24 protein-coding genes are annotated in these 25,843 nt (G+C 62.5%); 10 read left to right on the top strand and 14 right to left on the bottom strand.

Features of this window, described 5'->3' with window-relative positions; genetic code table 11:
* Positions 1–98 precede the first annotated feature (98 nt).
* Genes AC1ME3_RS11400 through AC1ME3_RS11390 form a run of 3 tightly spaced genes read left to right on the top strand, consistent with a single transcriptional unit; the run spans position 99 to position 5,982 of the window.
* Positions 99–2,654 (top strand): TonB-dependent receptor, encoded by a 2,556-nt coding sequence (locus AC1ME3_RS11400; protein WP_480953239.1) that lies wholly within the window; start codon positions 99–101, stop codon positions 2,652–2,654.
* Positions 2,655–2,668: 14 nt separating this feature from the next.
* Positions 2,669–3,802: a YdcF family protein gene (locus tag AC1ME3_RS11395; protein ID WP_480953238.1), complete on the top strand. Its 1,134-nt coding sequence runs from the start codon at positions 2,669–2,671 to the stop codon at positions 3,800–3,802.
* Entirely contained in the window at positions 3,799–5,982 is a 2,184-nt protein-coding gene (locus AC1ME3_RS11390; RefSeq protein WP_480953237.1) for a glycoside hydrolase domain-containing protein, read from the top strand. The genes AC1ME3_RS11395 and AC1ME3_RS11390 overlap by 4 nt, the downstream gene beginning before the upstream one ends.
* Before the next feature lie 212 nt (positions 5,983–6,194).
* Here AC1ME3_RS11390 and AC1ME3_RS11385 read toward each other — a convergent pair whose 3' ends face one another.
* The 3 genes from AC1ME3_RS11385 to AC1ME3_RS11375 form a co-directional block, all read right to left on the bottom strand.
* Positions 6,195–6,602 carry a MerC domain-containing protein gene (locus AC1ME3_RS11385; RefSeq protein WP_480953236.1) on the bottom strand — a complete coding sequence of 136 codons (408 nt, stop codon included), beginning with the start codon at positions 6,600–6,602 and terminating at the stop codon, positions 6,195–6,197.
* A 106-nt stretch (positions 6,603–6,708) separates the two neighbouring features.
* A complete protein-coding gene (locus tag AC1ME3_RS11380) occupies positions 6,709–8,907 on the bottom strand; it encodes a TonB-dependent receptor (RefSeq protein ID WP_480953235.1) in 2,199 nt (732 codons plus the stop codon).
* 97 nt (positions 8,908–9,004) lie between these two features.
* Positions 9,005–9,412, bottom strand: a complete 408-nt coding sequence (locus AC1ME3_RS11375; RefSeq protein WP_480953234.1) for a DUF2946 family protein — start codon at positions 9,410–9,412, stop codon at positions 9,005–9,007.
* A 353-nt stretch (positions 9,413–9,765) separates the two neighbouring features.
* On the opposite strand from AC1ME3_RS11375, the gene AC1ME3_RS11370 reads away from it, so the two are divergent.
* Entirely contained in the window at positions 9,766–10,206 is a 441-nt protein-coding gene (locus tag AC1ME3_RS11370) for a hypothetical protein (protein WP_480953233.1), read from the top strand.
* A 448-nt stretch (positions 10,207–10,654) separates the two neighbouring features.
* Here the strand turns inward: AC1ME3_RS11370 and AC1ME3_RS11365 are convergent, their stop codons facing one another.
* The 5 genes from AC1ME3_RS11365 to AC1ME3_RS11345 form a co-directional block, all read right to left on the bottom strand.
* A complete protein-coding gene (locus tag AC1ME3_RS11365) occupies positions 10,655–10,996 on the bottom strand; it encodes a hypothetical protein (protein WP_480953232.1) in 342 nt (113 codons plus the stop codon).
* Positions 10,997–11,486: 490 nt separating this feature from the next.
* Positions 11,487–12,773, bottom strand: a complete 1,287-nt coding sequence (locus AC1ME3_RS11360) for a glycoside hydrolase family 130 protein (protein ID WP_480955818.1) — start codon at positions 12,771–12,773, stop codon at positions 11,487–11,489.
* 182 nt (positions 12,774–12,955) lie between these two features.
* Positions 12,956–13,756 (bottom strand): class I SAM-dependent methyltransferase, encoded by an 801-nt coding sequence (locus AC1ME3_RS11355; protein WP_480953231.1) that lies wholly within the window; start codon positions 13,754–13,756, stop codon positions 12,956–12,958.
* Between the two features lie 300 nt (positions 13,757–14,056).
* Complete coding sequence (locus AC1ME3_RS11350) at positions 14,057–14,602, bottom strand: sugar O-acetyltransferase (RefSeq protein ID WP_480953230.1); 546 nt, start codon at positions 14,600–14,602, stop codon at positions 14,057–14,059.
* A 5-nt stretch (positions 14,603–14,607) separates the two neighbouring features.
* Positions 14,608–15,282, bottom strand: a complete 675-nt coding sequence (locus tag AC1ME3_RS11345) for a DUF1349 domain-containing protein (protein WP_480953229.1) — start codon at positions 15,280–15,282, stop codon at positions 14,608–14,610.
* An 85-nt stretch (positions 15,283–15,367) separates the two neighbouring features.
* On the opposite strand from AC1ME3_RS11345, the gene AC1ME3_RS11340 reads away from it, so the two are divergent.
* Both AC1ME3_RS11340 and AC1ME3_RS11335 read left to right on the top strand, forming a co-directional pair.
* Positions 15,368–15,916: a TetR/AcrR family transcriptional regulator gene (locus AC1ME3_RS11340; RefSeq protein ID WP_480953228.1), complete on the top strand. Its 549-nt coding sequence runs from the start codon at positions 15,368–15,370 to the stop codon at positions 15,914–15,916.
* A 335-nt stretch (positions 15,917–16,251) separates the two neighbouring features.
* Positions 16,252–16,746 carry a peptide-methionine (S)-S-oxide reductase gene (locus AC1ME3_RS11335; RefSeq protein WP_480953227.1) on the top strand — a complete coding sequence of 165 codons (495 nt, stop codon included), beginning with the start codon at positions 16,252–16,254 and terminating at the stop codon, positions 16,744–16,746.
* A gap of 391 nt (positions 16,747–17,137) precedes the next feature.
* Here AC1ME3_RS11335 and AC1ME3_RS11330 read toward each other — a convergent pair whose 3' ends face one another.
* Together AC1ME3_RS11330 and AC1ME3_RS11325 are read right to left on the bottom strand one after the other, a co-directional pair.
* Positions 17,138–18,253 (bottom strand): Gfo/Idh/MocA family protein, encoded by a 1,116-nt coding sequence (locus tag AC1ME3_RS11330; RefSeq protein WP_480953226.1) that lies wholly within the window; start codon positions 18,251–18,253, stop codon positions 17,138–17,140.
* 178 nt (positions 18,254–18,431) lie between these two features.
* Positions 18,432–18,707: a hypothetical protein gene (locus tag AC1ME3_RS11325; RefSeq protein ID WP_480953225.1), complete on the bottom strand. Its 276-nt coding sequence runs from the start codon at positions 18,705–18,707 to the stop codon at positions 18,432–18,434.
* A gap of 125 nt (positions 18,708–18,832) precedes the next feature.
* On the opposite strand from AC1ME3_RS11325, the gene AC1ME3_RS11320 reads away from it, so the two are divergent.
* Entirely contained in the window at positions 18,833–19,282 is a 450-nt protein-coding gene (locus tag AC1ME3_RS11320) for a hypothetical protein (RefSeq protein ID WP_480953224.1), read from the top strand.
* Positions 19,279–19,884 (top strand): DedA family protein, encoded by a 606-nt coding sequence (locus AC1ME3_RS11315; RefSeq protein ID WP_480953223.1) that lies wholly within the window; start codon positions 19,279–19,281, stop codon positions 19,882–19,884. Before AC1ME3_RS11320 ends, AC1ME3_RS11315 begins: the two co-directional genes overlap by 4 nt.
* A gap of 122 nt (positions 19,885–20,006) precedes the next feature.
* On the opposite strand, the gene AC1ME3_RS11310 is transcribed toward AC1ME3_RS11315, so the two are convergent.
* Positions 20,007–20,591, bottom strand: a complete 585-nt coding sequence (locus AC1ME3_RS11310) for an FMN-dependent NADH-azoreductase (RefSeq protein WP_480953222.1) — start codon at positions 20,589–20,591, stop codon at positions 20,007–20,009.
* Positions 20,592–20,680: 89 nt separating this feature from the next.
* Here AC1ME3_RS11310 and AC1ME3_RS11305 point away from each other — a divergent pair, with 89 nt between their 5' ends.
* Both AC1ME3_RS11305 and AC1ME3_RS11300 read left to right on the top strand, forming a co-directional pair.
* On the top strand, positions 20,681–21,088 hold the full coding sequence (locus AC1ME3_RS11305) for a winged helix-turn-helix transcriptional regulator (RefSeq protein WP_480953221.1): 408 nt from the start codon (positions 20,681–20,683) through the stop codon (positions 21,086–21,088).
* A gap of 343 nt (positions 21,089–21,431) precedes the next feature.
* Positions 21,432–24,104 carry a TonB-dependent receptor plug domain-containing protein gene (locus AC1ME3_RS11300; protein ID WP_480953220.1) on the top strand — a complete coding sequence of 891 codons (2,673 nt, stop codon included), beginning with the start codon at positions 21,432–21,434 and terminating at the stop codon, positions 24,102–24,104.
* A 111-nt stretch (positions 24,105–24,215) separates the two neighbouring features.
* Here AC1ME3_RS11300 and AC1ME3_RS11295 read toward each other — a convergent pair whose 3' ends face one another.
* From AC1ME3_RS11295 to AC1ME3_RS11285, 3 genes are all read right to left on the bottom strand, one after another.
* On the bottom strand, positions 24,216–24,494 hold the full coding sequence (locus tag AC1ME3_RS11295; protein ID WP_480955817.1) for a TauD/TfdA dioxygenase family protein: 279 nt from the start codon (positions 24,492–24,494) through the stop codon (positions 24,216–24,218).
* Positions 24,495–24,821: 327 nt separating this feature from the next.
* Complete coding sequence (locus AC1ME3_RS11290) at positions 24,822–25,103, bottom strand: hypothetical protein (protein WP_480953219.1); 282 nt, start codon at positions 25,101–25,103, stop codon at positions 24,822–24,824.
* A 202-nt stretch (positions 25,104–25,305) separates the two neighbouring features.
* Positions 25,306–25,716 (bottom strand): peptide deformylase, encoded by a 411-nt coding sequence (locus AC1ME3_RS11285; protein ID WP_480953218.1) that lies wholly within the window; start codon positions 25,714–25,716, stop codon positions 25,306–25,308.
* Positions 25,717–25,843 lie beyond the last annotated feature (127 nt).

The raw sequence follows: 25,843 nt of genomic DNA, 5'->3' as shown, positions 1-25,843 counted from the left end.
GTTTCGCCAGATACTTCACCCGATTATTCGCTACGGTTATTAAAGCTGTCACATTGCGCGTCCAACGGCTTCTCTTCGAACAGGGCTGGGACGAACAGATGACCAAATTTGGCTTGCGTACGGGTTGCGCCTTTATCGCGCTGAGCATCGCGGCGCAGTCGCCGGCGTGGGCGCAGACCGCCCCTGCCACGTCGCCTGCCGACACAGTCCCGGGAGCAACCGGTCCCGACGCCGCAGCACCTGACGCCGGCGGCGGCGACATAATCGTCACCGGGTCCGCTCGCCAGCAGCGCCGCTTCGACGTGTCCTATGCGGTCAACTCGCTCAGCAACGCCGACATCCAGAAGCTTGCGCCGATCAACTTCGCCGACCTGCTCGGCAAGCTGCCCGGCTTCGCGGTCGAGAATACCGGTGGCGAGGTCCAGAACATCATCCGCCTGCGCGGTCTGCCGAGCGACGGCGGGCTCGTAACGTTCCAGCAGGACGGCCTGCCGCTGTTCCACGAGAATGACGGCAATTTCTTCCGCGGCGACAGCATCAACCGGTTCGACCTGATGACGCAGCGCGTCGAAGTCGTGCGCGGTGGTCCTGCCCCGGTCTATGCGAGCTATGCCGCCGCGATCGTCAACAACATCACCGTCTCGGGCACCGATACGACGCGCGGCAAGGCCCAGGTAACGCTCGGCGACACCGGCCTCTACCGGCTCGACGGGTATCAGGCGGGGCCGATCGACGATTCGACCTATTACGCGATCGGTGGATTCCTGCGCCGTCACGACGGCTACCGCGACAATGGCTTCCCGAACGATCGCGGCGGCCAGATTCGCGGCAACATCAAGCACGACTTCAGCAACGGCTCGCTGCGGATCTCGGGCAATTACCTGAACGATCACAACGTGTTCTATTTGCCGATCCCGACCGCGGATCCGCGCGATCCGACCAAGTCGCTCAACCAGTATATCGATTTCTTCAGCGGCACGATGAACTCGCCCGCATTGCGCAACGCGAACATCCGGTTCCGCGAAGCCGACGGCACGACGCGCAACGTCGCCGCCGATCTCGGCAATGGGCGTCACACCCAGTTCGGCAATGTCGGCTTTCAGTACGACGCCGATTTCGACGGCTGGAAGGTCGCCGCGAAGGGCGGCGTCAGCGTCGGCAAGCTCCATTTCAATGCGCTGTATTCGACCAGCAACCCGTCGGACGCCAACAAGTATGCCAATGCGACCAGCGGGGGAATTGGCACCCCAACCAACCTGGATAACGCGCGCAAGGCGTTCGGCGCCGGCGTTACCCGGCTCGGCTACGCGATCGCCGGGACCAACGGCGCCGAAGTCTACGACCCGAATTCCGCGTCCGGCCTTGTCGTCCCCGCCCAGTTCCGCGACGTCGTCTCGAAATATTATTCGACGCAAGGCGACCTGAGCGTCACGCGGTCGATCGCGACCGGGTTCGGCACGCACGATCTGCGCGTCGGCGTGTATGGCAGCCTGTACGGCGAGACCAACGAGGTCGCGTACCAGGACTATCTGCTCGAGGTGAAGGGCAAGCCGCGGACGCTCGATCTGATCGCGTACAACGCCGCGGGCCAGGCTGTCGGTTCGGTCACCGACAACGGCGTGCTGAAATACACGTCCACGCTCAACCGCGGCAATACCGATGCGTCGATGTACGCGCTCTACGCCAATGACACGTGGGAAGTGCTGAAGGGCCTGACGATCGATGGCGGCATCCGTCACGAACGCTACAGCTTCAGCGGATATGCGTTTGAAACGACGTCGGCCAATCTCGGCGACCCGAAGACGCTTGCCGACGATGGCGTACGCGCGTTCACCGGCAAGATCATCAACGGGAAGCTGAGCCCGAGCATCACCAACTGGACCGGCGGCCTCAACTACGACGTCACGAAGCATTTCGGCGCCTATGCGCGCGCGTCGCATCTCGAGACGCCGCCATCGACGCAGGTGACGTACCAGATCAACCCGACGATCATCACGTCGAAAGCGAACCAGTACGAGGTCGGTCTCAAGGCTGCATTCGGCCGGTCCTATCTGTACCTGATCGGCTTCTATACGCGCTACAATCCGCTAAACGCGTCGTTCGTCGCGCTCGACCCGGTCACCGGCCGCAACGACCAGTCGGTGCCGTTTGTTGGCAAGGCTGAGATCAAGGGCATCGAGATCGACGGCAACCTCGCGCTGCCATATGGCTTCGCCGTGACCGGCGCGCTGACGATCAGCGATCCGCAGTATAAGAGCCTCGTCAACGCCAACGGCGCGAGTGCGGGCGACGTCGAGGGCAACCAGATCGTCCGCGAACCCAAGGTCTACGGCAACATCCGCCCCTCGGTCGACTTCGACGTCTCGGGCAATTCGGTGCAGGTGTACGGACGCTACGAATATACCGGCAAACGCTATGTCGACTTTTTCAACAACACCGCCCTGCCCTCCTACCAGACGGTCGGCGCGGGGATCACGCTGACGCACGACACGTGGCAGATGCAGGTCGTCGGCGACAATCTGTTCAATGTCAAAGGCCTCACCGAAGGCAATACACGTACCGACCTGCTGAGCGGTCAAGGCACCGCGGACGCGATCTACGGCCGTCCCAACTTCGGCCGCAATGTCCGCCTCGTGGTCAGCAAGTCCTGGTGACGGGGTTGCGCTTAATGATGGCGGCGCTGGCGATGACCGCGGCGGCACCGGTATGGGCCGAGACCCCTGCACCGATGGCGGTGGCGGACAGTGTCGTCGACACGCTGTCGGAACGGCTGTTTCCGATGCTCGGCGCGCTGGGGCGTTTGCCTGCTAATGCGCTAGATACGCGGGCGCGACGGATTGCCGCGTGCGGCGATGTGCCTGCCTGCGTGGTCGAGGCGACGGTCTGGACCGACCAGGACCGGGCGATCATGGCGAAGTTGGCGACACTTGGCGTTCTGCGATCGATGAAGTCGAATGCGGACTTGCCGGTGGCGGTGGCGCTCGACCAGGAACTGGACGGGGTGAACGTCGTGTTGCGCGTCTATGGCCTTGGCTTGGCCGGACGCTATCCGAAGATCGACGGACCGATCTTCGCGACCGGCACGCCGTTCTTCGCTGACAGCGTGAAGGTCGCGATCGATACCGCACGTGCCGCCTCCGATGCGCCGCCCGCGACCATCGCGGCGAGCGTGCGGCTCGCGGTGGCGTTGCTGGATGCTAACGATGCGGTCGCCGCGACGCGGTTCGAACCCCTCGATCAGCGCGAGAATGCGGGCGCGCGTGCGCTGGCGGCGCGGACCGACTGGAAGGCGTTCCGCTATTCGCTGCTGATCGTGCCCGGCGTCGGCCCCGAAGATGTCGGCACTGCGCTCAGCCCGCGCAGCAAGCTCCACGCGCTGCTCGCGGTACAACGCTATCGCCAAGGCCTCGCGCCGTTCATCCTCGTCTCGGGCAGCGCGGTGCATCCGCGCGGCACGCGGTTCGTCGAGGCGGTCGAGATCCGGCGCGCGCTGGTCGAGCGCTATGGTATCCCTGCCGATCGAGTGATCCTGGAGCCCTATGCCCGGCACACGACGACCAACCTGCGTAATGCGACGCGGCGGATGGTGGCGCTGGGCATTCCGCTCGATCGGCCGACGCTGATCGTGACCGACGCCGAGCAGAGCAAATATATCGAGAGCCAGACCTTCTCGGATCGCAATCGTACGGAGCTGGGGTATTTGCCGGGTGCGGTTGGGCGGCGGCTATCGCCGTACGACCTCGAATTTCGGCCGTCGCGGCTATCGCTGCGACAGGATCCGCGCGATCCTCTCGATCCATGAGGCAGTATTTCTCGCACGCATCTGAGATGCACGCTCGCACCACCACCCTGGCGAAGGCCGGGGCCCAATTGGGGGACGACTGTAACAGCGGATCGCGCTCCGTTACGCCGACCTTTCCAATTGGGCCCCGGCCTTCGCCGGGGTGGTCGAGGAGCGGATGGCTGAGCTACCTGCTCTGCCTCGGCCTTCTCCTCACCCCGACCGTCCTCACCGCGCAAGAAACCCCCGCAGACCTCGTCGACCCGTTCGTCGGCACGCTCGCGGACTTCGGACAGCTCTCCCCCGCCGCGGTCGCGCCGTTCGGGATGATGCAGCTCGGCCCCGATACCAGTCCGGCCAACCACGCGGGCTATGATCACGCGGCAACCACGCTGCTTGGCTTTTCGCATACCCGCGGTGTCGGGGTCGGCTGCGGTGGTGCCGGCGGCGACCTGATGATCTCGCTGCGCTATGCCGGCGCCAGCGGTCCCGCGCTGATCGACAAGCGCAGCGAAACAGCACGGCCCGGCGTCTACCGTGTCCGCTACGATAACGGCATCCTCGCCGAGATGGTGGCGACGCGGGGTGCGGGCGTGCTGCGCTTCACCTTGCCTCGCGCCGGCGCGGTCGACCTGCGGATCGACCCGCGACACAGCTATTCGAAACGGCTGGCAGCCAGTTGGACGAGCCTGACCAGCGACGATGTCCGCGCCGATCTCGTTGCCGGCACGGTCTGCGATCAGGGCGCCTATCATCTTCACACCGCCAGCAGGATCCTCGTCAACGGACGGCTGATCCACCAGACCCTGACCGCCGGCGCGAACGATCTGGCGACACTGCGCCTGACGGCCAAAGCGGGCGATGCGATCGAAATCCGAACCGGCCTATCAACCGTCGACGGACGCGGTGCGGCGTCGGTCCGCGATACCGAACTCAGCACCACGTCGCTCGCCGCTGTCGCAGGCGAAACGCGCGCCGCCTGGAACCGCATCCTCGGCCGTGTCGCGCTCAGCGGTTCGCAAGACCAGCGCGCGCTGTTCTACACGTCGCTCTACCGCGTCATGGAAACCCCGGTCGCGATCGACGATCCCGACGAGCGTCACCGCGACAAGGACGGCACGGTGCAGACCTCGCCCAAGAACAGGACGCGCTACGCCAACTGGTCGCTATGGGATAATTACCGCACCCAGATGCCGCTGCTCGCGTTGCTCCAGCCCGAGCGCAGCGTCGATATCGCGCAGTCGCTGGTCGCGCTATACGCAGGCGGCAAGGCGCAATGGTCGACCTCGCACGAACCGTTCCTGACGGTCCGCACCGAGCATGCCGGGATCGCGCTGCTCGACCTGCACCGCAAGGGCATCGCGTTCGACGCGGACGCCGCGCTGACGGGAATGGTAGCGGACAGCGACACGCTTAAGCGCGGCACGCCGGACGAGCAGATCGAGGCGGCGTATGACGATTGGGCGACCGCCGAACTCGCGCGCGATCTCGGCCGCACCGATCTCGCGCGGACCTTCACCGCCAAGGCGCAAAGCTACCGCCCGATGTGGCGATCGGTATTCCAGACGCCGGGCGCGGATGGCGACGTGGTCAAGGCGCGCGGGCTGTATCAGGGCACCTTGTGGCAATATCGCTGGGCGCCGATCTTCGACCTGCCGTGGATGACCGCGACGGTCGGGCGCGAACGGATGCTCGACGAACTGCATCATTTCTTCGATGCCGGCCTGTTCAACATGACCAACGAGCCCGACATCCAGGTTCCGTGGATGTTCGCCGCGCTGGGCCAGCCGCAAGCCGCCGCCGACCTGATTCACACGATCCTGACCAAGCCGATCGCGCATCCCTATACCAACAGCGGCAAGCTGCCCGGGCCGTTCGTCGGTCGCAGCTTCGCGCTGTCGCCGCAGGGGTTTGCCGACGGAATGGACGACGATGCCGGCGGGATGACCGCGTGGTACGTGTTCGCGACACTCGGCCTGTACCCGCTCGTGCCGGGCGAGCCGTGGTATGTCGTGACGACACCGGCGTTCGATCATACCGCGATAGATCTCGGCAATGGCAATAGACTGACAATCCAGCGCTCCGGGCCCGTGAACGGCAGGATCACGCGCGTCAGCTTGAACGGACGTCCCCTTCCAGACTTTCGGGTCCAGCACGCTGATCTGCTCAAGGGGGGCACACTCAACATCACGACCCGATGACATAAATCGCGACCGCGTGGCTCGATGAAAATGTTCCGCAACGGATACTATAGGCAAAGCTCCACTCCCAGACCTTGAGGCGCCACGTTCCCGCCTCCCGACTTCGAACACTCGTTCTTCGCCGCGATCGAACCGATCTTCATCGGCCTGGGTCGCAATGCCTCCCGTTGGGATACGTGCGGACCGCCCCCTTTTACAAAACTGGCACGTGCTCAATCATGTCTGTGTCGATCGTGCCGGAGTCGCCAGTTCATGACGTGCGAGACCGCCAAGGTCAGACTACCGATGACCGTCACCAAGGTCTCGAACGGGCCGCCGAGCAGTAACAAGGCACCGACTGCAAGCAGCCCCAATCCCACACCCCCAACCAACAGCGGCAGACTGGCGCGGTGGCTTCGATAGCCGAGGAGCAAGGCGATCCCCGACGCCGGCACGGCAAAGGCAAGAACCCAGACGTGGAAGCTTTCCGGCACCGCGACGACCGTCGCCACCGCCGGAAGTGCAGCCAGGAGAAGCGGCAGACCGACACAATGCACCAAACACACAGTGGATGCGCTGACCGCGGCCCTCTCCAGCCAGTCCGTTACGCGAGCGTCGACGAGATCCTGTCCATGGGACATTGATAGTTCCTTGTGATGGTGATTGCCGACGACGACGAAAATGTGCCCCCCGGCGTCGAAAGCTATGACGGCGATCTAGCCCCCGACGGGACCGATCGCCGGGGATTCAGAAGCTCTTGCGAATACCTGCAAACACGCCGCGTCGTGCGCCATATTGGGGGGCACCGACCCCGACGCCCGATCCGTCACGCAGAAGATAGGTCTTGTCGGCGATGTTGGTGACGTTGAAACTGATCGCGACCCCCTTCAGCACACCCGGCCCGTCGATGGTCTGCGTAATGCCGAGGTCCGCAGTGAAGTAAGAGGGTAGCTTGCCGCCATTGGGCACGATGCCGGCCGGATCGTCCGAGCGCAGACCGTCGCCGTAGAGCATCGTCACCGAGGGGACGAGCTTGCCGATACCGTCGTCGATCGACACGCTGCCACCCGCCGATGCGGTCCAGCGCTGCGAATGGTCGGTGAAAATATAGTGGTTGGCGATGTAGGCGAGTTCGTCGGGCGCGAAGAAATACTGGCTCGAGACAATATCCTTGCCCTTCTCCTGTCCGCGGGCGACGTTGGCATACAGGTCGAGCGGCCCCTTGGTGTAGCTCGCCGTGACCTCGGTTCCCCAGGCATAACCCTTGGCGTAGTTGAACGGCGACAGCACCAGCGAGGGCCCGAACTGACCCTCGTCGAGCAGGTTGCGCTTGATCTTGTAGTAGGCGTCGACCCCGAGCTTGAACGCCGTGCCGAAAATGTGCTGGACCCCGCCATCGAAATAATGCTCGCGTTCGGCGCGGACTGGATCCGCGGTGGTGACTTGCGTCGCCTTGGTCGTACCGCCGAACAGCGCCAGCGTCGGCGACGCGACCAATTCCTGCGGCGGCGGCGTGAAGTTGCGCGCATAGCCGAGATGGAACACCGTCGCGCCATCCGCCTTCCACACCAGGTTGGCGCGCGGGCTCAACTGCTGCTCGTCCGTATACGCGCGCACCGCGTCGAACCGCGCACCGTAGTTCAGCGTCAGCGTCGGGGTCAGCGACCATTCGTCCTGCAGATAGACGCCGTAGAGTTGCCCCGTCCTACCACCGCGATCGGTGATCGTCAGCGGCACGCCGGACGTCTGGGCGCCTGCATCGTCGACCGTGAACACGCGCGAACCGACGTTCGACCGAGTCCGCTCGTTCTGGAAGAACAGACCAAAGCGCATCGTATGGCTGTCGGACAGCTTGTAGCTGCCATCGGCCTGCACGCCCGCGGTCAGGCTCGACAAGCGCGACGTGTCGGCGACGCCGGCTAGGATGAGGTCGCCGCCCTGCGGATCGGGCGTGAACCGGGTCTGCGAATAGCGCACGAACGGCGCGATCTGGAAGTTGAGCGCGTCGCCTGCATATTGATAGGCGAGCACGCCATAATGCGTGATCTCGCGCTGGTTCTGGTCGAGCTTGGCCGAATCGTACGTCGACTGGCCATTGAGCGTATAGGCCGGAACCTGCCCCGGATTGTTCGGGATCTGGAAATACCCGATCGACGTGCCGCCGAACGCCGTCAATCGGCTTGTCTCGGACAGGATGTCGGAGACGTAGCCGAATCCGCGATACTGGCGCGTGTGATCGTGGATCGCATCGCGCGAGGCAGTCGGGTTCTCGACGCCGAGATCGTTCTCGAGATAGCTGCCCGATGCGAAGTAATTGAGCCCGCCGCTTGATCCATGGACGCTGCCGCTCGGCTGGGCCGTGCCACGGCTACCGCCGTAGAACCCCAGGTCGCCGCCGTTCTCGAACGCGCCGTTCTCGGTCTTCAGGTCGATGACGCCCGAAGTCCGATACCCGTATTGCGCAGGCAGCGTGCCGGTCAGCAGGTCGATCGACTTGGCGATGTGCGGGTCGAACGTCGAGCCGAAGCCCGAGATGCTCTCCGGCACGATCACGCCGTTCAACCTGTATTGGAGATTGGCGTGCTCGTTGCGGACGTGGATCGCGCCGTAGCTGTCCAGCGTCACGCCCGGGGCCTGGAGAAGGACTTGCGCCAGGCTTCGGTTGAGGCCACCCGGCTGGCGCTCGAGAAGCGCGCGATCGAGCGTGTAGTCGCTCGACCCCAGTGACGGGAGGATCGCGTCGCGTGCGGCATCGAGCCGCCGCGCGGTCACGACGATGTCGCCATCAGCAGCGCGAGAAGGAACCGCAGCGGCGGGCCGGGCTGTTGCATCCGCCCGGGATGCCGTGGTGATGTCCGCCGAAGCGGTCTGTGCCGATGCGCTGACAGGCACCAGCAGGGCGAAAGGCGCAGCCGTGGCCACGCCTAGCAGGAGAAGATGTCGCATTTTTGAGTAGCTCCAGAACCTAGAGCGACGGGTCGCTGACGCGACGCCGACGCAGTACGGGTAGGCGTTCAAAGACGCCGCACCTGCGGGAATATCGTCAGGCTTGGAGGGGAAGCGGCGGCGCTCGACTGCGCCAAGCGTGCGAGCGTTCGTTGCGGACGAAGAACGGCGGCAACTGCACCGCGACCCAGATTGCGCTGGTTTCGGACGCAAGGAGTACAGGGTCACTAGGCAGTACGAAGGCGCCCGCGTGCTCCATTTCCCAGCATATTGGGCAATCCGATTCGTCCGGCTGCGTCGAGCCGCCATCGGTCACACCGTCGAGAGCGTGCAACGCAACCGATTGAACGGTTGGCGCCATGCCGGGATGGGTATGCGCGTGTGCCTGAACGATGAAGCTCTGGAACAGGATCGCGCACAGGGCTGCGACGAGCAAAGCAATGCGGAGCGCGCGGATGGTCGTGGCCTTGCGCCATTGGCCGCTGTCGCAGACCTCCGCCTTCATGGTCAGAGAAGCAATGTGATGTTGTAGTATAACATTTCAATCGTCTCTAGGCGCCAAGCCTGCGGCCGGCAAGTACGCTCACATGCAAGGATCGCAAGCCTCGATGATTTGGCGCGCCGTGCACCCAAGCGTAAATTTGCCAGCGCCAATCGCGATGTTGGTCGTTCCACGACGCCCCCCTTAATGGCAATTCGTAACGGTGCGCATGGACCTGTTCGCGGTGATGCCGGTCGCGTGCGGCCCTGTGCGCCTGATCACTGCCAAACCGACGCAGGCCATGACGTATTGCTTAGTTCGCCGTTCAGGTTTCCCCTCTTAACAAAAGCACCCCAAGCATTTGCGAGGAAAGACGCATGAAAACTAGGACTGCCTTACGGGCCACGTTGGCCTTCGCCTCAGCCGGATTGATCGCTAGCGCTACCCTTGCCAGCGTCGATACGTCGCGCAAACCCGGCGGCGTCTACCTGCTGAAGCCAGGCATCTTCGTCGAGAAGGGGGCATCTTGCGGCGAGCCTGCGAACGTCTCCATCCGACAATATGACGGGAAGGGCATCAGCACCGCCCACACTCGGTCATGCATTGCTCGGATACTGTCACGCAGGGGAAGCACCTATGAGGTCAATCAGTCGTGCATCGATGCGGGTGCCGGTCCCGCGCCGCGCGTCATCGAAAAGCAGACGATCACCGTCCGGGACGCACTGACGTTCTCCCTCGGGCGTGGACGCAACGCCATGACCTATCGCTACTGCCCCATCGACCAGCTGCCGGTTGATCTGAGAAAGCAGGCGCGGTGAGATCGACGGTTAAGGTCGTCTGTTCCGGTACTGGACGACCACCAGCACGACATGCGAACAGCAAATCTCGGACAGCTGAGCTATATCGTGACCCGGACCAGATCTGACGGCACGGTCACCACGCTCAAGCACGACAAGGGCTGTCTATCGCCGCGACACACCGCGCCCAACGCTGTGCTCCAAACACTTCCCCGAGAACGTCGCATCGAAGACTGGACGTCACAGGTCACTCGACCGGGAGACTCCCGCGGCTGATCGCCCGCCGCGGGAATTTCGGCTTGAGGGCACGAAGCCATTGGGGACGCAGTGGTTCGGTAAACAACGTGGCAAATAGTCCAAACTCCCTGGCAGCAGCGGGCCGGCGAGATTTGCAATCGGACGCTCAAATACTCTTTGCGGTAGACCCGTACCGACCGTTCGTTCCTGTAAATTACAGGTATCACATCGTCTAAAAACGCCACTTGAACGTTACGACCGCAGCGGGTGTAGCAACCATAGGGTTTTGGCTTGGGATAACATGCAGCTTTGTTTCTGCGTTAAGCGGGCCGGTAAACTCTCCGCGAAGCGGCTTCGGTGCAAATTTCGCCTGGTCAGCCGCAGAAATCCAGATGTTCATGTTCTTGGGAGCGCAAACGATTATCTCATCTGACGAGCCGCGGTCTGCGCAAGTCGCTTCCTTATGATGAACTTTTTCGAGATCGAATTCGGCCATCCGCGGTGTGATGGTAGTCTGTCCGCTAGATGCTGTAACCAAGGCGTCCACAACTGCGGCGATCACGTCAATGATCATGAAGCATTCCGTACGCGCACGGCTCCATCTCCTGCCACGGCCGCAATCATCGAATTTTCCGACGGCGCCCGTATCGAGTCAAACTCCACACTATTTAAGGCAACAAAATGGCTGATGTAGAAAAAAGCAGTCGTCGATGCCGTGAGCAATGAACACTTGCGTCGCCAACCGTTGATCGAGCTTCGGGGAAAAAGGCTTGGCGTGACGCTTACTTGCTAAAATCAGGGCCTATGAGGTCAATGACGTGCCGTCTGGGTCGAGCATGATCCCGACGAGCCGGGAGCGATCGGGGTAGGCGAGTTTGAACTCATCGAACCCGAACCCATCAGGCCGTCGATAGCGGATGGTCTCTGGAACACCGGGTGGTTGTAAACTGCGGCACGCAATTGCGAGCATCGTGCGACCCGGCTATCCTTTGTCCGGCACCAGCGTCGTATGGTCAGGCCCAGGCGCAGCAAGACCAGCCTTGAAGCGTCTACGCCACGGCGGATCAAGTGTCGGTCATGACCGAAAGCAGGTCATCCACGTCTCCCACGGCAAATGCCGAATACTCGTCGCCGATTGCGTAGGGTAGCAAGATGCGGCGATCCCGGATCAGCGCACCGCAGCTATAGGTCACGTTCGGCACATAGCCCCCGCGTTGTTCCGCGCTGGGAAACAGCAACGGCGATGCCGTGCGGGCGAGCACCTTCGACGGATCGTCCTTGTCGAGCAGGCAGGCACCGATACAATATCCTCGGACCATGCCGACGCCGTGCGTGAACACCAGCCAGCCCTCGTCGATCTCGATCGGCGATCCGCAATTGCCCAGCTGCACGAACTCCCACGGGTATTTCGGCGCCATGATCGGCGTTCCGGTCTCCCACGTGTAGAGATCGTCCGATCGCAGCAGCCAGATATTCTCGCTGTCCTGGCGGCCCAGCATCACGAACTGGCCGTCGATCCGCCGCGGGAACAGCGCCATTCCCTTGTAGCCGGTCATGGCGCCGGCGAGCGCCCTCATCTCGACCCGGCGCAGGTCGACCCCGCGCAGGATTTCCTGTCGCGCGTCCTTGCCGTCGAACGCGGTGTACGTGCCGATGATGCTGCGGACCCCGTCGTGATCGGTGAAGTTGACCAGTCGCAGATCCTCGATGCCCTGTCGCTGGCTCGGCAAGACCGGGAAGATGACGGTCTCGGACGCATCCCGGCTGTCTTCGCAAAGCAGGCGGACCCACCCGTCATCCTGCCGCTCAATGCGCGGCGGGACGCCGTGCGCGCTGGCCGGATCGATCACGAGCCGATCGCCCGGTCCCCACTCGCCGGTGCGGAACGTGATCGACGAGATATGACCCTCGCCGATGCCTCGCAGCGACATGACGAAGCGGACCGCGCCCGGCACCGACGGCTCTTCATCCGTCAGGGAAACGATGCTGGGGTTGAAGAGCGCGGCGGACTCGAAGGCGTATTCTTGGCTGAAATAGGCGCCGATGATCAGCCGTTCGTCCTCGTTGAAGTCGCCATCGCCTATGTCCTGCCGTACCTCATCGAAACGACGCAGCAGGACCTGCTCGGCGTTGCGGTGGCGCTCGCGCATGGGGGTCAGCAGCAGGTCGCGCATCCTTTGGCGCATCGTATCGTCCAGCGCCTGGACGCGGTCCACGACGACCTCGCTGCGTGGCGGGCGGTCCGCCTCGAACGCTTGCGGATAGCCGAAGCTGAATGGCCGGATCACGGTGCGCGAGGGATCGGGTTTCAACTCGACGTCCAGCGTCGTGAAGACATCGGCAGCGTTCATCGGCATCGGCATCGGCATCGGCCCTTCAGTCATGCTCACGCGAGGACGCTCGCGAGCATAGTGAGGTAACGATGCCGAGCCGTACCCGATCCCAGGCGGGCATGCATAAGCTGGTCTTCGCCGCTGCCCGCAGAGCCAAAACGCCTTCGGCACGCCGGTTGTCGGCCCGCGAGCCAGTGCGATCATCGCGCCTTTACGAACCGTAGCGTGAATCGGTCGCTCTCGCCGATCGCAGCATATTTGGCGTGATCGACGTCCTTCAGGCGATAGCTCGGCGGCAACGTCCAGACGCCTTCCGAATGATCGTGGGTATCCTTCGGATTGGCGTTGATCCGCGATTCTGCGGCAAGCGCGAAGCCCGCCTCCTGCGCCAGCCGAACGACCGTCGATCGCTTGATGTAGCCGCTCGTCTTCTCGCGCGCCGTATCCATTTCCTCCGGCAGGCGATGATCGACGACGCCGAGCACGCCACCGGGCTTGAGCGCCGTATAGAACGCCTTGAACACGCGGCCTGCGACGGCCGGGTCGTCCTGCATCAGCAGATTGTGGACGTTGCGGAACGTCAGCAGCACATCCGCGCTTCCCGCCGGGATCGAGGACGCTCCGGTCTTGAAGTCGATCGTCGCGACCTGCGTCACGCCATACTCCGCGGTCTTCGCGGCAAAGGCGCTGCGGGTACGCTCGGCCTGCGCAGTCGGCACCAGCGCGACATAGTGCCCCCGGCCCTTGACCAGCGGCGCGAGGATCTCGGCATACCAGCCGCCCGCCGGCAGGAACTCGACGATCGTCTGTGTCGGCTTGACGCCGAAAAACGCCAAAGTCTGGGCCGGGTGACGATAGCGATCGCGCGCGCGGTTCGCCGGCGTTCGCGTCGGCGATGCGAGCACGGCAGCGATGTCCTTCGAGGGGGCAATGGATTGTGCCCCCACCCCGGTAGCGCCAAACGCGACGATACAGGTCAAGGCGGCGAGCAGTCGGTTCATAGCGTTACACTCCCTGAGCGGTTCTTCTCGCGACCATGCCCCGCGCGAGCCGGTCGCACAATCTCCAGGGCCCTGGGCATGCCGAAGGCACTCGGCATCGTCCAGATCGCGCACGGTGCCGATGCAAAATCAGATCCGATATGCTTCTCAGTACTCAGAACAAAGCCATCACCTGCCTTGATACCGACGACATGCCCACCCGTGAGAAACTTTCCAGACAGTCTTAGGCCCCTTGGCGTTTCGCTACTGCGGACCCTCCTTCCTATCTGTGCGAACCCCGGATGAACGAGTGATCGGACACTATGTCAGGCGGCGTGCGGGATTTCCCGCCACGGTCACGCCATCGGGAACATCGCGCGTCACGACACTGCCTGCGCCAACGATCGCGTTGTCGCCGACGGTGATGCCAGGCAGGATCAGGGCCGCACCGCCTATCCAGACGTTTCGACCAACCGTGACTGACCGCCCGAACTCAAGCATTTGGCCCCGCTGGGCCGGATCGCGCGGATGATCCGCGGTCAGGATCTGCACGCCCGGACCGATCTGAGTACCCGCGCCGATCCGCACTGGCACGACATCGAGTACCGTGCATCCGAAATTCAAAAACACGCCCTCACCCAGATGGATGTTGTAGCCATAGTCGCAGTGGAATGGCGGTCGAATGGTCGCACCCTGTCCCGCGTGACCAAGCCCTTCCACCAACAGCGCATGGCGCTCCGAGGCGGTAGCGGTCGCGGCGCGGTTGTACCGGTCGAGCCACCCGGCGGCGCGCGCCGCGTCGGCGACGAGTTCCGGATCGTCCGCGACGTAGAGTTGTCCCGCCAGCATCCGTTCCTTCTGCGTCATCGCGATCAACTCAGGTCGTGGAGGTCCTTGCCCAACGGAGCGGTGATGCTCAGGTCGGAGAAGTGCACGTCCAGTCCGGCACGTTCGGGCGTGCAAGCCATCGGCCCGACCTGATATCCAACGGCGATCGGAAAGGGCGCCAGCCTGACCAGCGGCCAGGTCTTGCCGTCCGCCGAAACCTGCAACCGCAGGACGCCCTTGGCGACGGTCGCGCGCATCCAGAAATCCTGCGCGTCATGCTCGTAGGGACCGGTTGCCCAATCGGACTTTCCGTCGGTCAGCACGCTGCTCAGCATGGCGCGCCCGTCGGACAATTCGATCCCCGCCTTGACCCAGTTTCGTTCGTCGACCCGCACCATAATGCCGGCCTGATCGTAGAGTTTTTGATACTGGCCGCGAATGCGCAGCTGGGCAGTAAACGCGGAAGGCGCGGTAAAACCGAGAAAGTGACCGCTGTCACGAGTGAAGCCATAATGCGTCTCGCGCCAGAAATCGCTGCCCTTGTCGGTAACGAGCGTCAGGTCTCCACTGGGTGCGACCTTCCAGGCCTTGGGCGCATTCAGCCAACGGCCGTCACGGCGCCCAAGTGCTGGGGTTGCCAAGCCCTGCGCAGTCGCGACGCCGGCATTACCCGCGACCGCAAGTGCCGCAGCACCGCCGATCACCGTCCGCCTGCTCACTCGATCTTCCGCCATAGCCGCGACCTTCCAATCGTCTCGATATTGTGTACATATGTACACATACTGAGATCAGGGTAAAGAGGCGATGACACAACAGTCCAGGCGCAACGATCCGCCACGCAGGCAGCGCATCATCGATGCGACGCTTGCGGTCATTGCGGATCTTGGAACCGCGGCAACGACCCATCGTCGCATCGCCGAGGCTGCGCAGGTGCCACTCGGTTCGGTCACCTATTATTTCGCGACGTTGGAGGACCTGCTCACGGCGGCCTTCCTGCAATTGGCCGAAGAATCCTCCGCGGCCTTTCGCGCGCATCTGGAGGTCGCGACCGACCGCGCAACGGCGTGCACGGCAGTCGTCGACATCATCGCGAACCAGATTTGGGCGGACCCGCGCACGCTGGTGCTGAGCTACGAACTGTACGCCTTTGCGGCGCGTCACCCGGCGGTCAGCGCTGTCATGCAGCAATGGATGGACAGCAGTCGGGACGCGCTTGGCCGCTTCTTTGACCCGCTAACAGCGCGCGGGCTCGACGCGCTGATCGAAGGGATTGGCATCCACAATTCGATCGATCGCGCGCCCCTCGGCCGCGATGCGGTCAAGATCATCGTCGAGCGGATTGCCGATTGCTAGCCGGTCCTGCATCAGGCTGTTCCAGCGAATATGGCACGACGGTCAGGATCAAGCCCAGAGCATCACACCTGAGTAGCGCGTCCCGTTTCACCATTCGTCGGTCACCCAAGCGAGGCCTGTCGTGGCCTGGCGAAATGACCAATGTAAGCGCGCCATCTGCGCATCCATGAACGAGTACGGGCTGGTCATATCAGGCGTCCCGAAGTGAACACGTGATCCTGCTAAGCTCGAACTGGCAAGCCGATACCCCTTCCGTCACCGACTTTGAAACTAGACGTCGGCGTCTCCATCTCGGTGACCGGATGATGCGCATTCATCGGCGCAGGAGCATGACATTGGAAAAGATCGGGTTTGGTGGTGGGTGCCATTGGTGCACCGAAGGCGTCTTCCAGGCCTTGAGAGGCGTTCTCCAGGTCGATCAAGGCTTCATACAATCGGAAGCACCGTCGGATGCATGGGCAGAAGGCGTAATCGTAACGTTCGATCCCTCGATCATATGCCTGGAAATATTGGCCGAAGTCCATTTGCGAACCCACTCGGCAAGTGTCACCTATTCGCCCGAAGGACGGTATCGAAGCGCAATCTACGTCTTCGAACCGGATCAGCGTGTTGAAGCGGAACGAACGGTCGCACGGCTGGCACAACCGACGACCGAAACGGCGCGAACGCTCGTGCTTCCCTTCACCGGCTTCAGATCGTCCGAAGCCCGCTACCAAAACTACTATCGGACTGACCCGAACAGGCCCTTCTGCCGACGCTACATCGATCCCAAGCTGGACTATATCCGCAAGAATTTCTCGGAAATCGCACTGTCGGAGCCGACAGCGTAACGATTAAAGCACCCAGGCCCCATGGTTGCGCGGAACTTCCGTTGCCCGGGACATTTGGACGATCACGGTGAACCCGTTCAAAGTATAGCGCTGGTGATCAGGCTCCTGCGGGTCGCGAACGCTGCAGATCGACAATGCCCCTTCTGCACAAAGTGGACATTGCTGTTGCTTAGTGCTGGTCAGTTATTCCCAATGCCCTCGGGCAGGGGATTTTAGGCTGACGAGGCTGGTTACGACCCCACCCGGGCAAACCCCGCAGCCCGCATTTCAACACGATTATCGCTACTGAACCGTCTCGATGATGATGATGCCGCCATGACGTACCTGCGCGCCCGTATGCGCGCAGGTACCGCTGAACTAATGCCCGTGTCTGGCCGATAGCGCCTCGTCGTCAGGCCGATTGGGGTATGATGCTGATCATGTCATCCTCGGCAGGTTCCTTTGCAGGCTTGAGCCTGAGCGCCTGATCCGGCTGTACGTGGCGGGTTCGCGTCAGGGGCTCCAGCTTTACGGTCTCGCCGGTATCGAGCGACCGCTCGATCGCTGCCAGCACGCGCATGTCGAGCAGCCCTTCTTCCCCGTCAGCTTCCGGCTTGAGTTCATTCAAGATGCAGTTCGAGAAATACTGTGTCTCGTTGCCGAACTGCTCGACCGGGTCAAAGCTGTGCTTCTTGCTGCCGGCACTCGTCTTTTCGACGTAGGAAATGCCAATCTTCGGACCAAACATGAAGGCTGGCGACGCGTGGATGCTCGCTTGCGTGCCGACGAGTTCGAAGAATTCCGAGGAGGCTGTTGCGTAGCTGACGGTGAACTGGGCTACCCGCTCCTTGGGAAAGCGCAACGTGACGGCCACGGTATCATGGAAGTTGAACCCGCGCTCTGGCGTCTTGGTACCAACCGCATGGACGGCGATCGGCTCCTGCCCGAACAGGTTGCGCACCGCGTTCAGCGGGTACGTGCCCATGTCGGGCACCGGCCCACCCCAATACCCGTTATGGCCACGAGAATTGGCTTCCGCGACGTTCTGCGCGAACACGGACACGAAGCTGCGCAGTTCGCCGAACTCGCCAGCGCGAGCCCGTGTGATCATATCGACGGTACCGGGCTCGTGATGAAGCCGGTACGCGATCATCAGCTTCGCCCCGCCCGCCTTTTGTGCCGCGATGATCCGCTCGGCTTCATCGACGCTGGAGGCCATCGGCTTTTCAAGGAGGACATGGATGCCCGCTTCCAGGGCGGGTACCGCATATTGCAAGTGCAGGAAATTCGGCGTCGCGACATAGACCGCGTCGATCTCGCCCGAGTGCAGCAGATCGCCATATTGCTCGTACGACCATGCCTTGATGCCATAGAGCTTCGCGAGCTTGTCGGCCTTCACGGGATCGCCGGTGACGAGTGCGGTCAGCTCGGAATTGTCGGTGCGCCCGATACCCGGCATGAATGCCTGCTGGGAAATCTGGCCGCCGCCGACGACCGCGTAGCGCACCTTTTTTTTATGCCCGAACATATCGGTCCTTCGCTGTGGATTTGGGGAGCAAAGGTTAACGAAGCGCATCCGGGATCGTTGCAAACCCGCCCTGTATGGTGCGTCGATCGATCGTCTCTCAGGCGATGTCCAGAACCTCGGCCGAAGCGTCTATATCATGACGAGCCATGAAGAGCACGGCTAGGACAAGGTGGTCGTCCTACAAGCCGGCTCGATCGATCATCGACGCGATTTCGACCGGCAGTGCGGACTCGGACTTTGGCAGGAACCGGTTGAGCGCGGTCTGCACTCGCTTGCGGGCCACCTGGTATGCCTTGTGGCGGATCGCGCGGGTCGCATTGGTCCGCCATGATGCGCTTTCCCCGAGCAACGCCTCCCACTTGGCTTCCTCCGCCTCCACGATCGACAGCGCCAAGCGCAATCCATCTTGACGCCCTCGTGCATATTCGTCGGACATCGCCGGCTTCTCCATCATGTGTTCGACGTTGGCCCGGTGCCGGATTCTTGGCAAGGCCATCGCTTCGAATGATCCGCCTTCTGGTTTGCAGGGGATACGCTCTACCGCAGCGGAGAGAATATCGGGATCTTGCGTGTCCTGAAATGAGCCCGGTAGCGCTGTCGCTGGCGTTGATCGCCGAACTCGGCACGCGTATCCCCCCCCGAATGACCCGCAATCGACCCTGGCGAAATGCCCTGATCGCACTGTTCGTCGCGGTGGTGGCCTTTACCGGTTATCACGCGGTTCGGACGGTTAGCGACGCGATCTATTGGAACGCGCACCGCGACGAGCCGATCGAGCGGTGGATGACAGTCGGCTATGTCGCGCATTCGTATCACGTCCCGCCGCACGTCCTGCACCAGGCATTGAACCTGCCGCCGATGCCGGACCATCGCTCGCTCGGCCGGATCGCGCGGGACAGCGGACGTTCGATGACGCAGCTCGAGGCGAAGCTATTGTACGCGATCGTCCACGCGCGGCCGCCCTACCCGCCACCCGGTCCACCGCCGCGACCATTCAGGCAGACACCTTCGTCGTCGCCCGCCAAATGACCGACCAGCTGCTTGAACTGCTGACGACCTACGGGCTCCCCGCGCTGTTCGGTGCCATGATCCTTGCTGCGGCCGGCATGCCGTTCCCCAGTTCATTGACCCTGGTCGCGATGGGTTCGTTCGTCGCGCAAGGCGAGCTCGCATTCTGGCCGGTGATAGTTGCCGGCGCCGCCGGTGCGATCGTCGGCGACCAGATCGGCTATGCCTTCGGACGATATGGCGGTCGGCCGTTGCTTGCAGCGGTTACCAGGCGGATCGGTGGCGCGGAGAAGGTCGAACAGGCCGAAGCCTATTCGCGCAAGTGGGCGGGTTGGGGCATTTTCTTCAGCCGGTGGCTGATTGGGCCACTGGGACCATGGATCAACATCACCAGCGGGTTGACTGAATACCCATGGGTACGCTTCATCGTCCTCGACGTCGCGGGCGAAGTCCTGTGGCTGCTGATCTACGTCTCGCTGGGCCGCGCCTTCAGCGACCAGGTTCAGACGATCGCGAGCCTACTCGGCAATCTGACCTGGGTGATCGTTGGCCTACTTGTCGCCGGGCTGCTGGGGTGGACGCTGTTCGGTCGTTCGCCCGCGCCGTCAGACGACGTGGCATGACATGAAGTCGCCCGGCAAGTCTCAGCATCGCGCGACGTGAGCCTTTCCCCAGCATGTAAGCCCCTGAAATCTGGCCTCGCCCACCGGTAAGACGTGCCGGGGCCTGGGCAAGGCTGTCGTCGTTAGACGCTGGCTGCAGCGGCAAAGGATTGCGACATCCAGCGGGCCTGTACGAGCGCTCCCTCGATCGCCGTACGACGTGCGTCATCACCGCGCCCAAGCCCTTCGGCGACAAGGACTTCGACGTCCGCACCGACGAAGCCGAAGATCGAGCGCAGCAGCGTTTCAGCATGCTCGTACGACGCATAGGGTGATCCCTCACCATAGACGTTGCCGCGGGCGAGCGCGACGATCACGCGCTTGCCCGCGGCAAGGCCGACCGGACCGTTCTCGCCGTAGGTAAACGTCTTGCCCTTCACGGCAATGCGATCGACCCAGGCTTTCAACTGGCTGGGGATGGAGAAATTGTAGAACCCCGCACCGATCACCACGATGTCCGCGTCGAGGAACTGCTGCACGTCCTCACCGTTTTCCAGCGCCAGAAAGGCATCGAGCGTCATGTGCGGGATTGGTTCGGCGGTGAGGTCACGATAGACGACTTCAAGGGTCGGATCGGTTTCCCGGAGGCCCTCGACGACCGCGGCGGAGATGGCGCGGCTCGCCGAGCCCTCACCCATGATGCTGGAATCGAGATGAAGAAGCTTCATTGATTGTCTCCGGTCTATATTTGTGACCAAGAGCAGGTATGTGACCGACGGCGCCGCGCCAAGGACGCATATTTTTAGGACTAGGTCACATGGATATGCCTACCACTCCCGGCATCAGCGCCGATTGCCGCAGAATGAGCAGCGTGCTCTCGTTAGTCGGCGATAAATGGACGGTGATGATCGTGATGGTACTCGTGGAGCGTCCCCGGCGTTTCAATGATATCAAGCGCACGATCGGCGGCATCTCGCAGCAGATGCTGACCCGAACGCTGAAAGCGCTCGATCGCGACGGCATGGTCAGCCGGACGGTGCATCCCACCGTGCCCCCGCAGGTCGAATACGCGCTGACGGAACTGGGGCATTCGCTGTCGGAGCCACTGCGTGCGCTGGGGACCTGGGCCGGAAAGCATCTCGAGGTGATCGACGAAAATCGCTTTCGCTATGACACGGCCGGGGATGTCGGAGCTGCTGCACCTGCGCGCGCGGCAAGACCCTAGCTTGGCTGCTAGCGGCCGCCCTCGATACGCCAGATACCCGGACGCTAGGGATGTCTTGTCGCCTTTGCCGAGTTTGACTTCGAAACGATAAGATATTTTTCCAGCAAAGTGCGGTAAAAATGCAACCATGTTACGGCTGAATGACAATCCTTAACGTTTCCGGTTGTCAAACCGGGTCCGTTGTGGCCGTTTGTTGCACGATGACGGGGCACGGAATGACGCCGTCACGATATTCGCAGGGCTGATCAAACAGCGCGTTCGATACGCCGAGCATAATCGACGATCGAGGGCAGGAACATCTGGAGAAGGCTCTTGAAGAGCCGGGTTCTTTAAGGGGTTTCAGATGATCAGATACACGACATCGACCGTTGCACTCGCGGTTGCGCTACTTGCGAGTTCTGCTGCTTTCGCGGCCGGGCCTGGTACTGTACAGGACGCGGCTACGGCCTCTGCCCAAGATCCGACGCCTCAAGCGGCAGCACCCGTCGAGTCCGAGGAAACGAGTGATATTCTCGTTCTCGGTACGCGCCGCACCGATCGAACGCTAGCCAACTCCGCATCCCCGGTCGACATCATCAGTTCGGCCGATCTGACTACGCAGCCTGCCGCCAACATGATCGATGCGCTCAAGAACATCGTACCGTCCTTCTACGCAGGCCAGAACTCGATCTCGGACGCGTCGACCTTCGTTCGTTCGCCCTCGCTTCGCGGCCTGTCGGGCGATCAGGTCCTCGTGATGCTGAACGGCAAGCGGTACAACCGTTCGGCGCTGGTGCAGGTTTACGGCGGCAGCGACACCGGTCTCGGCCGCGGTGCGCAGGGACCCGATATTTCGGCAATCCCGTCGCTCGCGATCGGCAACCTCCAGGTGCTGCGCGAAGGCGCGACCGCGCAATATGGCTCCGACGCGATCGCGGGTGTGCTGAACTATGGCCTGCGGGAAAATCAGGGCATCGAACTGGTTGGCCGTGCCGGTCAATATTATGCCGGCGACGGCGAAAGCTACCAGATCGCGGGCAACGCAGGCCTGAAGGGCGACTGGGGCTTTATCAACGCCACCGGCGAGTATGTCGACGAGGGGCAGACCAGCCGCGGTCGCCAGCGTCCATCGGCTGCGAACTTTGCGCAGAACTTTCCGGCACTCGCGTCGCAACTGCCCAATTATCCCCTCCCCGTGCAGATCTGGGGTAACTCGCCGATGCACGGCTTCAAGTCGGTGCTGAACGCCGCGCTCAACGTGACCGCGGACAGCAAGCTTTACTTCTTCGGCAACTACGCTGCGAGCAAGGGCAACCAGAGCTTTAACTACCGGCCATCCGTTTCCAGCACCGCTGTGGATACGAACGGCGTCGTTCGCAATCAGGGCGCCAACGGAGCGTTCAACAACACCTTTTTCCTAACCCCCTGCCCGGCCGGCAACGCGACCTGTCCAACCGGAGGTTTCGTCCGCGACGGCAACACGTTCCGGTACAGCCAGCTTTACCCCGCGGGCTTTACCCCCCGGTTCGTCGGCAAGACGCAGGAACTCTACGGTGTGCTGGGCTACAAGGGCACAACAGGCGACTTCAGCTACGATCTGTCCGGCACGCTCGCGCGCAATAAGCTCTCGCTGTCGATGTATAATTCGGCCAATTTTTCGTACGGCCCGGCAACGGAAACGAGCTTCGATTTCGGCGATCTGATCCAGAAAGAAGTCAACTTCAACGCAGACTTCACCTATGCGGCAGATCTTGGTCTCGCTGCCCCGCTGACCATCTCGGCTGGTGGCGAATTCCGCAAGGAAACCTACGAGCAGACCGCCGGCGACATGCAGTCCTATAGCGCCGGTCCCTATGCCGTTGCCCAACAGCTTTACACAATGACTGCACCCGGCGTTTACACGCGATCGGGTGCGACCGCGGCACAGGGCGTGGGGGCCAGCGGCTATGCGGGCACGAGCCCGGCGACCGCCGGCAAGTTCAGCCAGAAGGCCTATGCCGCCTATGTCGGCCTGGAGACCGATCTCACCGAGGCGCTGACCGTCGGCGCAGCGGGCAGATACGAGCATTACAACACATTCGGCGATGCCTGGGTCGGCAAGATCAATGCGCTGTACAAGTTCGTGGAGGGCTTCTCGGTTCGCGGCAGCTTCGGCACGGGCTTCCACGCTCCATCGCCGGGTCAGTCGAACGTCTCGATCGTCACGACGTCGTTCAACAACGGTGTCGCGTTCCAGGCCGGAACGTACCCGACGAATACCGCGGTCGCGCAATATTACGGGGCCACCAACCTGTCGCCGGAGAAATCGACCAACTACGGCCTCGGCATCATCCTCGAACCGATTCACGGGATGACGATTACGGTCGACGGGTATCGCATCAATCTGCGCAACCGCATCGGCCTGACCTCGCCGTTCATTGTCTCCGCAGCGGACTTGGCGGCGCAGCCGGCGCTGTTGCCGGTCGGCATCGGGGGGCAGGTTCAGTACTTTACCAACGGCTTCAAGACCCGCACCCAGGGCATCGACGTCGTCGGGACATACAGGACCAGGCTCAGCGATGCGCTGCTCAACTTCTCGCTGGCGTACAATTACAACGACACCAAGGTCACCGATTACGACGCGAGGATCATCAGCGTCGCCCAACTCATCGATGCCGAAAACCTCGCGCCGAAGCACCGCGTCGTGTTCAACGCGAACTGGTCCCTGGACAATCTGAGCTTCAACGTTCGCGAGAACTATTACAGCGCATTCACCAGTGCCCAGGATTACGGACAAACCAACGGCGTCGCAAATCAGACTTTCGGTGGCAAGTTCACCACCGATTTAGAACTGAGCTACACGTTCAAATACTTCACATTGTCGGTCGGTGCCCAGAATTTTACCGACGAGCATCCTGATCGACTGGCACCTACTTCGACGGTACAGATCTATCCGCTGACCGGCGGCACATCGGACGGTCAGGTCTACGCGCGTAACGGCGGTCCATTCGGATTTAATGGTGGTTTCTACTACACCCGTCTCCGCGTAAAGATTTGAGATGCAGCGGGGGGGCGGTCCGGCGCCCCCCTAATTCCACCGTCGTGGCAAGACTTCACGGCAAAGATTGCAGGCATCGACGCAGCAAGGCTCGTCGAGGGCAAGCAGTGTTCAGACGGGAACGTCACCGCGTATCGTCACGCGTTCCATCCTGCGATGCGCAGGCCAATAGTCTGCGACGGGGTACTGCTGCGTCGCACGATTGTCCCAGATAACCACCGCGTTCGGCGACCAGCGGAAGCGCACCTGATATTCGGGCACCTTGAACCGATCGAGCAGATACCCCAGCAGTTCTGCGCTTTCGACCTCGTCCATCCCATCGATCCGACTGGTGAAGCTCGCATTGACGAACAGGACCTGCTCGCCCGTCTCGGGATGCACGCAGACGATCGGATGGTGCTATGGCGGAAACTCTTCGGCGACCGCCGCTCGGCGCTCGGGGGCGATCCGGTCGCTGAAATCGAACAACAGGTCATGCGTCGCAGTCCGCCCTGCGATCCGTGATTTCACCTCGTCGGGAAGCCCGGCGTACGCGGCGGCAGCGTCGGACCATAACGTGTCCCCACCGATCTCCGGGATTCCCGTGCGCGCAGCATCGCCCCCATCGAGGGGACAGCGCGGAACGTTACGTCCGCATGCCATTTGTCGAGCGTCTGGAAACGACGGTTTCCGGCGATGTCCTCGACGCGTCCCTCCGACCCGCGGATGTCGAGGATCTCAGGATATCCCGGCACATGCTCGATGACCGGATGCCCTCGAGTTCACCCCACACCCTGGCAGCGTCAGATGCTGGTCGTGCGTGAGATCCAGATCGCGAAAGAACGGGACCTTGTAGCGCAGCAGCAGATCGCGAAGACCTGCGGCCACTCTGGCATCGAAAGATCCGTCGATGCGCAAGCCGGCGATTTCCGCACCCAGGACCGGACCGGATGGCGCGACCGACAGGCCCGCCGGGGTCACGCCCGCTGGAACCAGCGTCTCGCGTTCGATATCAGCCAACGCATTCCTCAACGACGATCAGAATACCCAGCCGCGCAAGCTCGGCCGATGCCACGACGAGTAGCGCCCCGCACACCAGGATCAAACAGGTGGCGACGGCCGCGCCAAGCGGCAAGTGGAAGCGGGCCTCCGGAACGCCGCGTCGACAACGAAGTCGCAGCAACGCTGCGGCGCTGCCGCACTGCCGCGCTGCCAATGACGATCAGCAGCCGCGACGCGCTCGACGCCGCGATGCGCGACCGTCCTCGCCGATGCCGCGATAGCGGATATGTGTCGGCCGCGGGACTAATTTTCGCAGGCTCGGGATCGACAGGCATTCCTCCCACCCGTCTGCGGTCTCATTGCTCAGGACCTCGATCTGCGGATTGATCAGGGTGGTCATCGGCACCGGTGCTTCGTCCGGATAACGGGGATTCTTATCGAAGCCAAAAACCATCACGCGCAGCTCAAACCCGACCTGCGGCGCCAAAAGGCCCACACTGTCCGCCGCAGCCATCGTCTCGTACATATCAGCGATCAGCGTTTTCAGTGCCGGATCGTCCAAGTGACCGGATGACATGCGAGCCTCCTTGAGGGCGTCTTTCGTGACAGCCACGAGCAGCTCCGGCAACATGCAATATCTTCGTCGCAAGCAACGAACCGATACGCCGCGGACCACTAATCCAACGCATGCCGCCGCCCCCTACTTGGCGCGTAGTCCCGGACCGCCCCCGCATTGTTGTCCGGGTTCGCGACCGAAC

This window comes from Sphingomonas sp. BL2 (genome assembly GCF_056680015.1).
Note: the sequence above shows the minus strand (reverse complement) of the source record. Positions and strands in the feature narration are given on the sequence as shown.

What these genes read in the sequence shown, in the direction of transcription:
- AC1ME3_RS11340 (WP_480953228.1), top strand. Translation starts at nt 15,368, where the DNA reads ATGACACAACAGTCCAGGCGCAACGATCCGCCACGCAGGCAGCGCATC.
- AC1ME3_RS11400 (WP_480953239.1), top strand. Translation starts at nt 99, where the DNA reads ATGACCAAATTTGGCTTGCGTACGGGTTGCGCCTTTATCGCGCTGAGC.
- AC1ME3_RS11315 (WP_480953223.1), top strand. Translation starts at nt 19,279, where the DNA reads ATGACCGACCAGCTGCTTGAACTGCTGACGACCTACGGGCTCCCCGCG.
- AC1ME3_RS11375 (WP_480953234.1), bottom strand. Translation starts at nt 9,412, where the DNA reads ATGAAGGCGGAGGTCTGCGACAGCGGCCAATGGCGCAAGGCCACGACC.
- AC1ME3_RS11360 (WP_480955818.1), bottom strand. Translation starts at nt 12,773, where the DNA reads ATGAACGCTGCCGATGTCTTCACGACGCTGGACGTCGAGTTGAAACCC.
- AC1ME3_RS11300 (WP_480953220.1), top strand. Translation starts at nt 21,432, where the DNA reads ATGATCAGATACACGACATCGACCGTTGCACTCGCGGTTGCGCTACTT.
- AC1ME3_RS11390 (WP_480953237.1), top strand. Translation starts at nt 3,799, where the DNA reads ATGAGGCAGTATTTCTCGCACGCATCTGAGATGCACGCTCGCACCACC.
- AC1ME3_RS11285 (WP_480953218.1), bottom strand. Translation starts at nt 25,716, where the DNA reads ATGTTGCCGGAGCTGCTCGTGGCTGTCACGAAAGACGCCCTCAAGGAG.
- AC1ME3_RS11370 (WP_480953233.1), top strand. Translation starts at nt 9,766, where the DNA reads ATGAAAACTAGGACTGCCTTACGGGCCACGTTGGCCTTCGCCTCAGCC.
- AC1ME3_RS11330 (WP_480953226.1), bottom strand. Translation starts at nt 18,253, where the DNA reads ATGTTCGGGCATAAAAAAAAGGTGCGCTACGCGGTCGTCGGCGGCGGC.
- AC1ME3_RS11350 (WP_480953230.1), bottom strand. Translation starts at nt 14,602, where the DNA reads ATGACGCAGAAGGAACGGATGCTGGCGGGACAACTCTACGTCGCGGAC.
- AC1ME3_RS11365 (WP_480953232.1), bottom strand. Translation starts at nt 10,996, where the DNA reads ATGATCATTGACGTGATCGCCGCAGTTGTGGACGCCTTGGTTACAGCA.
- AC1ME3_RS11380 (WP_480953235.1), bottom strand. Translation starts at nt 8,907, where the DNA reads ATGCGACATCTTCTCCTGCTAGGCGTGGCCACGGCTGCGCCTTTCGCC.
- AC1ME3_RS11325 (WP_480953225.1), bottom strand. Translation starts at nt 18,707, where the DNA reads ATGATGGAGAAGCCGGCGATGTCCGACGAATATGCACGAGGGCGTCAA.
- AC1ME3_RS11305 (WP_480953221.1), top strand. Translation starts at nt 20,681, where the DNA reads ATGGATATGCCTACCACTCCCGGCATCAGCGCCGATTGCCGCAGAATG.
- AC1ME3_RS11395 (WP_480953238.1), top strand. Translation starts at nt 2,669, where the DNA reads ATGATGGCGGCGCTGGCGATGACCGCGGCGGCACCGGTATGGGCCGAG.
- AC1ME3_RS11310 (WP_480953222.1), bottom strand. Translation starts at nt 20,591, where the DNA reads ATGAAGCTTCTTCATCTCGATTCCAGCATCATGGGTGAGGGCTCGGCG.
- AC1ME3_RS11355 (WP_480953231.1), bottom strand. Translation starts at nt 13,756, where the DNA reads ATGAACCGACTGCTCGCCGCCTTGACCTGTATCGTCGCGTTTGGCGCT.
- AC1ME3_RS11320 (WP_480953224.1), top strand. Translation starts at nt 18,833, where the DNA reads ATGAGCCCGGTAGCGCTGTCGCTGGCGTTGATCGCCGAACTCGGCACG.
- AC1ME3_RS11385 (WP_480953236.1), bottom strand. Translation starts at nt 6,602, where the DNA reads ATGTCCCATGGACAGGATCTCGTCGACGCTCGCGTAACGGACTGGCTG.